The sequence below is a fragment of the Pedobacter psychrotolerans genome (assembly GCF_004340665.1).
GTDB classification, from domain to species: Bacteria; Bacteroidota; Bacteroidia; order Sphingobacteriales; family Sphingobacteriaceae; genus Pedobacter; species Pedobacter psychrotolerans.
The window spans coordinates 515,525-524,330 of the sequence record NZ_SLWO01000002.1; the positions used below are offsets into that span (position 1 = coordinate 515,525).

5 protein-coding genes are annotated in these 8,806 nt (G+C 37.2%); 1 reads left to right on the forward strand and 4 read right to left on the reverse strand.

Translation table 11 applies throughout. From position 1 onward, the window contains the following. Nucleotides 1–39: 39 nt before the first annotated feature. The 3 genes from EV200_RS05790 to EV200_RS05800 form a co-directional block, all read right to left on the reverse strand. Nucleotides 40–1,776, reverse strand: coding sequence for an FAD/NAD(P)-binding protein (locus EV200_RS05790; RefSeq protein WP_132530088.1), 1,737 nt, complete (start codon nucleotides 1,774–1,776; stop codon nucleotides 40–42). A 369-nt stretch (nucleotides 1,777–2,145) separates the two neighbouring features. Then, nucleotides 2,146–4,641, reverse strand: a complete 2,496-nt coding sequence (locus EV200_RS05795; protein ID WP_132530090.1) for a PAS domain S-box protein — start codon at nucleotides 4,639–4,641, stop codon at nucleotides 2,146–2,148. Nucleotides 4,642–5,268: 627 nt separating this feature from the next. Further along, nucleotides 5,269–5,688 carry a hypothetical protein gene (locus tag EV200_RS05800; protein WP_132530092.1) on the reverse strand — a complete coding sequence of 140 codons (420 nt, stop codon included), beginning with the start codon at nucleotides 5,686–5,688 and terminating at the stop codon, nucleotides 5,269–5,271. 381 nt (nucleotides 5,689–6,069) lie between these two features. Here EV200_RS05800 and EV200_RS05805 point away from each other — a divergent pair, with 381 nt between their 5' ends. Further along, nucleotides 6,070–8,487 carry an alpha/beta hydrolase family protein gene (locus EV200_RS05805; protein WP_132530094.1) on the forward strand — a complete coding sequence of 806 codons (2,418 nt, stop codon included), beginning with the start codon at nucleotides 6,070–6,072 and terminating at the stop codon, nucleotides 8,485–8,487. A 132-nt stretch (nucleotides 8,488–8,619) separates the two neighbouring features. Here the strand turns inward: EV200_RS05805 and EV200_RS21885 are convergent. Continuing rightward, the coding region (locus EV200_RS21885; RefSeq protein ID WP_208864512.1) for a hypothetical protein at nucleotides 8,620–8,806 on the reverse strand (187 nt) is incomplete at its 5' end.

Here is an 8,806-nt window from a genome sequence, read left to right on the forward strand (position 1 = left end):
AAGTATTAAACTCAACTTAAGAGTAAAAAAATCCCGAGGTTATACTTCGGGATTCTTTTTGCTTTGAATAGTTTTCAGCACTTCCATAGAAGCCGCCTCACAGAAATCAATTCCAGAGTAATCTGGATTATAGCCTCCAATATAAGGCACCGCCATAATATAAATCCGATCATTCGGTTGCCCATCCTCACCTACCACCTGAAAAGTATCATTAATGGTAATGCCCGGAACCTTTAAAGCATATAACCCATCTTTATTTTTTTCCACCAGCTTATTCCCTTTTTCCACCTCTTCTTTACCAATATCAGGTGATTTGAAGTTTAACATAGCAGGGCTAACAGAACCACCTTCTACCAACCCTTTAAAAGGAAAATCATCATATGACAAGTGTGGCTGACCAATGCAACTGATAAAAGTTTTATAGTGTATTGAAACTTCATCTCCCTGATCATTGGTATAAATATATGTTGCACCACCCTCTTTATGAGGCTCTACAGAACTATCTTCACCTACAGAAACAATTTCGAGCACACCAGCATCATGCAAGGCCATTAAATCTCTGCATGAACTTTGCGGCACAAATGCAATGACGATAGAAATCAGCGGCATCAACTCTTTCTGTAATCGCTGCATGTCTTCAGCACATAAGTATTTTGCAGGGTAATTCATGGCAAAGCTTAAAACCGCCAATGCCTCTTTCCAATAAATGGATTCTTCACGTTTAATCGATTTTTCGGCCTCCTCATACTCCTTTCTAAATAAATCAAATGGTGGAACATTTTCCCGGTAAGACATCATGGCCTCCACAAAGGTTTCCAGATCCATATCCTTTATTTTTTCATAAAAGGCAGCGTCTCGTTTTTTAAACTGATCCTTAAAATTCTTTTCAAAAACAAAATCCAATGGAATAAATCCACCGTTTTCCTTAATATTTTGCTGAATCTCCGCTTTGCTTAAAGTCTCATCCTTTCCTAAATGCGAATCTTCCAGGTGAAAACGAATGGCCGGGAGCAAGCCATTTCTGGAATGCATCACAATTTTAAATAGGCTACTGTTTTCATTAAGAATGAATTTATAAGTCCCATCCTCTTCTGCCTCAAAAGCACCATTATTACGTGCCAGCGTTCTAATAGCATCTATAGCCGTAAGCGAAGAACCCATAATAGCGATTGGGTGATTAAGATGCTTTGCCAGTTTTTTTGGTGGATAAGGAGAATCATAATAACCTGGAACTTTGCCTTCATGTTTTTTCGGCCAGTTATGCCCCACACATACAATGATGTGATCAAAATATCTGATGTCACCTCCATTAATTTCTACACCCACATTATTTTTAGCCGGATCATCTATAATATCAGTTACCTGAGTATTTAGACTAACCTTCGTAACCACCCCCTGTTCATCAGCCACTTCTTTAAGCAATTCAAATTGTGCCGAGAGGTATTCACCAAAAAACAACCTGGGTAAAACCTTATATTCATTAAACGTATCTGAATTGATATTAAACTTCTTTAACAGCGGTTTTGGCGCCATTTTAACCCAATCCTCTATAGAATTAAAGATTACGGGAATCTCGTTATCCGATACATTTGTGATGTGTTCCTCATTTGCACCCTCTGTGCTGTAAGGCATTCCAGATCCAAGTGTATCTTTTCTTTCAAAGATTTCAATTACCAGGTTTTTAATTCCCGATTCAACCAATCTTTTATACATAAAAAGGCCACTAGGACCACCGCCAAGTATGGCTATTTTTAACGGGTTAGCTTTGTTAGTCATTTAATAAATGATGATTTTTTTTAATCTGTAATTGCAGCAATGTTTAAAGTAACCACTAGAGATCATTCCTTACACAATCTTAAAAACCCCAAATTGTTTTGTTCAAAATTAAAATCCTGAGGCTAATGATCAAGAGAAGCCCATCAATAAATTTATATGCCAATTTCTGAACAAAATTACCATGCCCAGCAATACAAACAAGAGGGAATAAATGCTAAAGAAATGTGTAGAAGAATAGAAAAATAAAAATTACATTAATCCAAAACCAACCTGCATCCAAGTTGTTTATCACGTAATTCATTCATGTTTGAGCGCATGTTTGGGTTTAGATAGAGGGATAGGTTTTTATAACCTGTCCCTTTTTGCTTTTTAATAAAGTGGCAAAGAGAAGTAAAAAGTAGAACCCACATCTTCATTACTTTCTACCCATATTTTACCATTATGGCGTTCAATAATTTCGGCACTAAGGTACAGGCCAATTCCAAAACCCGAAATGGTATGGTTGCTTTGCACACGATAATAACGATCAAAAAGTTTCTTGGCATCATCACTCGAAATCCCAATCCCCTCATCTTTAACACTAACGATTACGTCATTATCCTTAATCTCACAATTTATCTCAATACTACTTCCGTTAGAAGAATATTTGTGTGCATTGCTCAACAAATTCGAAACTACGCTGCCTATTTTATCCCGATCTGCATAGATGGAAACCTCACATGATTGTGCAAAAATGATATCATGTGTAGAAGGCGATATAAATGTTTCATCAACTGTTTCTTGCAAAAGCTGATCTAACCTGAAAGAAGTTTTATCAATCATTAATTTACCCGATTCCAATCTGGATACATTAAGAAAACCATTAATCATGGCTGTCATTTTCCGGATTTGAATTTGGGTTTTTTCTAATGCATTAGAAGCATACTGATCGTCATCAATTTTTGATTTACGTTGTAACACTTGCACAAAACCATTTATGGCAGTTAATGGCGTTTTCAACTCATGGCTTACCATTCCGATAAAGTCATTTTTACGCAGTTCATCCAGTTTACGTTCCGTAATATCCATAAACATACCCGAATATTCTGCCATATTACCCATCTCATCCAAAAAGACCTTTCCGGTAGCCCTAATCCATTTTTCCTCTCCGGTACGTAAATTATTGATCAAATATTCGGTATCGCTGGATGAATGACTATTGAAAGCATCATCAAGAGTTGCTGAAAACATTTCACGGTAATCAGCATCAATGGTTTTTAGCACCTCCTCCATAGCCACTTCCCCATCCATTTCCAACCCGAGAAGTTCACGTACAAAAGCAGACATTGAAATTTTACGTGTATTTGGATCGATGCTCCAGGTACCCATTTTTCCTGTTTCAATAGCCTGAAGAAGCTTTTCTTCACTATCTGATAACTTTCTAATGTATTGAACAAGGTCTTGATGTGTTTGAGCCAGCTCCTCATTAGTAGCAGCCAGTTCCTCATTGGTTGCGGCAAGTTCCTCGTTTGCAGCTGCCATTTCCTCATTCACTTCCTGTAATTCCTCCTGATGCTGTTTTCTTTCCGTTACATCAGGTCCTACCGTTGCCAATACAACAAATTCATTAGAAATAGGATCTTTGATAGAAATTCCGTTCCACTCTACCCAAAAGGGTTTTCTAGTTTTTTCATTCCAATACCTGATTTCATGCCTGAAGTTTCCAGATTCCAATAAGCTAATTAAAGCCTTTTGTGCAAAATCTCTATCCTGAGGATAAACGCAATCCAGTATTGTTCTATTTTTTACAGTATCCCATCCCAGCTTTTTCAAGGCAATTGGGTTGGCATAAGTCATCTCATAATTTACGTTAGCCAAAGAAATAAATTCAGAGCTTGCATCAACCAGCGCACTCAGGTTTTGCCTTTCCAGTTCAGCCAGTTTACGATCGGTAATATCTACACAAGAACTGATGTATCCAGCAAAAGTTCCATCAGGATGCAACCGGGGTGGCCCACTGGCTAAAAGCCAACGGTAATCACCCTCTTTGCTTAAAATCCTGAATTCGCCGGCAAAAGGCGCTTTTTTCTCTAATGCAGAAAGATAAATATTAACGTAACCTTCCCTATCCTGAGGATGAATCAAATCTACCCAACCAAATGCCAGAAGATCATTCATAGATCTTCCTGTAAGTGTCATCCACGGTTTATTAAAGTACACCGCATTTCCACTTTCATCAGCAACAGCAATAAAAATTTCAGTGCCCTCAGCCATTGTTCTAAAACGCTCTTCGCTTTCAGAAAGCTCCTTTACACGTTCAGCAACCCTAACCTCAAGTTCAGTATTTAATAAATGAAGGTGATTTTGTGCTTTCTGCAATTCTTCATTGGTAGTAGTAAGCTCCTCGTTCATTGAAGCAAGCTCCTCATTTAAGGCCTGCTCCCTGTTTAATGCCGCTTCTCTTTCCGCAGCAAGTTCCATAGCCTCTTTTTTAAGAAATCTTTCACTTACATCAATTGCCGTATGAAGGATGCAAATAACCTTCCCGGTATTATCTTTTATGGCACGATATTCAAAATCAAAATAGAAAGTTTTTATTTCGCCATTAATATTGAGATCAGCAGCCGTATCCTTTCCAGCAATTACAAGCCCCTCATTCCACACCCTTTTAAACATATCAATAAAAGGTTGGCCCTCAAGTTCAGGAAGCGCATCAGCTAAAGATTTCCCGATCACACTTCTATCCTTGCCCCAAATAGCCAACATGGCATCATTGGCTTCCTGTATAATGGCATCTTCCGTTACATGTATTGCTGTGGCAGTTTGGGTGAGATTAAAAACCTGGAGTAATTCGTTACTACTTAAAAAATACGATGGACGACTCATTCTACATTTTAGGGTAAAAGGTTAAAAATATACTTTTTCGAGAAATAAAGCAGTAAGTTTTTAAAATAATCAACTCCAATTTTCTCTGTAATCACAACAGATAAATAAGTATTTTAACATCTCGATTTAGGAAACCAAGAAACACTATAAATGTTTTGCAACTGCAAAATTTAATTTATTCACATTATCCACAGGATGTGTAAAATTATTTTGCATATTCAAACTAACATTTCACTAAATTGTTCTTAGTAAATAAAGCGATAAAAAAGTCCTGTGAGTGGGAGATCCGCGGAGGGCAGGCACACCATAAAAAGGCGTTAAACCTTAAATTTATATAGCCACTTATTTTTTTTAATAAGTGGCTATATTTTTAGAAACTCAAGAGGTATTAAATTTACTTCCCGCTTTCATTAGATAATCACCATGTTGGTGATATCTGGTCATTTAGATCGTTAGAATCATATCAAATTTCGTAGTAAGACATATATTTCATTTAATGATTTTGCGCACAATTATTTTAAATATATTTCCTGAAGTTCAGGAACATAAAATGTTTTTGCTTTAATCCATCAAACGAAGTACATTTTACATCGATTTAGATTTTTTTATCAATATTAGCCTAAACTATTACTGATACATGAACGTTTCCGTTCTTCTGTTTTTTAACGGCATTTTATGCTGATCATCAGCATTAGCCTCTTCTTCTTCAACACTGAGCAAACTGTTATATTTTTCTAATAGATGAATGTATTTATTCATCCAAAAGTATACTGAGTTTGAATCGGTAAATCGTTTATCACCAGTTTCTGCAAGTCCTGTAGCCTCGGCATTCCTTTCTACAAAAACATCAGGAAAAGAGATGGAAAGATTTTGTCCAATTGACTGTCCAATCTGCCATATAATTTCTTGATTAAGTTTGTCTTGGCCAAACCAATTATAAATGGTTCTTCTACTTACATTCAGTTTCCTGGAGAGTTCACTAATTCCCATCCGATTTCGGCGAACTATTCGCTCTAAAATCTCGCCGTGTCTTAATTTTGCTGTCATTGAGATAATTAATTTTAAGTTTAAAAATTCAATTAAATCAATATCGGGGACGATTGACAAAACGAAAGTATGAAAATGTGAAGGATAAAGGGTAAAATGACTGATTTTTTTGACTTATATCAACATTTTATGTAGTTTTTGACATGAAAAACAGTAAAAACCAAAAAAAACACACCTAAAACCGTAATCCTAAGGATACATTATTCCCATCAATTGTAGAAGATAGAAGCCATCTCAATCAGTTTTTACCATCAGAAATTTGATACACAAACCTCAACATCCCATAATAACCATTGCTCACTGTAAATAAGAAGTTACGGTACGTTACTTTAAAATTTCCAATATTTGAATATTCCTTATAACATACAACTCACCAAAAAAATGATTAAAAATTTATACGCCTGTTTATTAATTGCAGGTGCTTGTACGTCATTAAACGCATCTGCACAAGATGCGATTAGTTACCAAACACCACCAAAAGAAATTGCTGATTTATTACTGGCAAAACCAACGCCGGCAGTAAGTATTGATGGCAAGGCAGAATGGATATTATTTAGTGAACGAAATTCTTATCCCTCAGTTGAAGAATTGGCAATGCCAGAATACCGGATTGCAGGTTTAAGGTTAAATCCAAATAACTATTCTCCAAGCAGACAGAATTATATCAATAACTTCAGTCTGAAAAATATTAAAACAAACCAAACTGCTCAGGTTACAGGCTTACCAACACCTTTATATGCCGGCAATATCAGCTGGAATCCTGCAGAAACTAAAATTGCATTTACCCAAACCACACAAAAAGGAGTAGATTTATATGTAATTGATGTAGCAACTAAAAAGGCTGTAAAAACCAATAAGGCATTTTTAAATGTAGTATTAGGAAGCGGATTAACCTGGCTGAATGATAATACGCTAATCTACCGTACCGTAACACAGCCTGCAAGCGCTGCACCTAAAAAACCTTTAATGCCTAAAGGCCCCACCATTCAGCAAAACCTAGGCAAAGCCGCACCAAGTGCAACCTATCAGGATTTAATTAAATCGCCTTTTGATGAGCAGCTATTTGAATTTTTCGCTACCTCGCAATTGGTTAAAAATACAGCTGGTGTAGAAACGCCAATAGGTAAACCAGCAATTTATGCAAGAGTAGACTTATCACCAGATAAAAATTATATGATGACGGAGACCATCCGTAAACCATTCTCTTATCTGGTTTCGGCATTCGGCTTTCCATCTATTGTTAGCATTACAGATTTAAATGGAAAAACCATCAAAACCGTAGTAGAATTACCTTCATCAGAAGGTACACCATCTGGTTACGACAATACGCAAAACGTTGCCCGTGGCTTTGAATGGAGAGATGATGAACCAGCAACACTCATTTGGGCTAAACCCTTAGATAGTGGCTTAATTAAAAAAAATGTGCCCTTTCACGATGCCGTTTATGCCCTAAGTGCACCCTTTACAACTGGCGAAAAAGAATTATTCAAAACCCAAACACGCTATCGTGGCGTACAATGGGGAGATGCAACCCTGGCGCTGATTATGGAAGGCTTAAGAAGCAAGCAAACCAATAAAGTAAGCAGGTATAACCCCACTACAGGTGCGGTAGAAGAATTATATACCCGTAACCAAACTGATGCCTATGGCAACCCAGGATCGCCTGTAACAGTAAAAAATAAATATGGCCGCCAGGTGATCAAAACGATTGATAATGGCACCAAATTATTGATGAATAACGCAATCGGCTCATCAGAAAAAGGCGACTTACCTTTCTTAGCCAAGTTTGATCTGGGATCAAAAAAGAATGAAATTATTTGGCGCAGTGCAGAAGGTACCTTTGAATATGTGAGTGATGTAATCAATCCTGATAAATTGATTTTATTAACCCACAAAGAAAGCCAGAAAATGGTTCCCAACTACTTCATTAAAAACCTGGTACTTCGCATAGCAGATCAACCCATTACAAATTTTGCCAATCCATACCCATCACTTGATGGCATTACCAAAGAAAAAATTTCATACAAACGTGCAGATGGTGTAGATTTAACAGGCGACTTATATTTGCCAAAAGGATATGATAAAGCTAAAGATGGTCCCCTGCCAACGCTAATCTGGGCTTATCCACGAGAATTTAACTCAGCTGCAGATGCCGCACAAATTCGGGGCTCAAAAGATAAGTTTACCAACATTAGCTGGGGTTCACCAATTTATTGGGTAACCCGTGGATACGCCATTTTAGACAATGCAGAAATGCCAATTGTAGCAAAAGATGGTAAAAAACCAAATGATACCTTTATAGAGCAACTTAAATTAAACGCAGAAGCAGCCATTAATAAACTTTCTGATTTAGGTGTGGGCGATAAAAAAAGAATGGCCGTTGGTGGTCATAGTTACGGTGCCTTCATGACAGCTAATTTACTGGCCCATACCGATCTTTTCGCCGCAGGCATTGCCCGCAGCGGTGCATATAACCGTACACTTACGCCATTTGGTTTTCAAAATGAAGAACGCACCTACTGGCAGGTTCCGCAGCTTTATTATGAAATGAGTCCATTCAGTTATGCTGATAAAATTAAAACGCCATTGCTTTTAATTCACGGCGATTCTGATGATAACCCAGGTACTTTCCCTATTAATAGCGAGCGTTTATTTAATGCCATAAAAGGTGCCGGCGGCACCACCCGTTTTGTATTTTTACCTTATGAAGCACATGGTTATCGTGGTAAAGAAAACATCCTTCATACCCTTTGGGAAGAAGACCAATGGTTAGAAAAATACGTTAAAGGAAAGAAATAAATTGCCCCCAATCATACCCCATAAAATACCGGCATCTGCTGGTATTTTATGTTTTTTTTATATTCTACGCTATTAACCAAACGAGCTTACGTTATCTTATATAACTAAGGTGGTAGAAATAAACTTAAGCACTTAGACTGCAAAGCTTATATTGCTTACTGCAAAGCTTATGTTGCCTACCGCAAAGCTTATGTTGCCTACTGCAAAGCTTATGTTGCCTACTGCAAAGCTTATGTTGCCTACTGCAAAGCTTATGTTGCCTACTGCAAAGCTTATGTTGCCTACTGCAAAGCTTATGTTGCCTACTGCAAAGCTTATG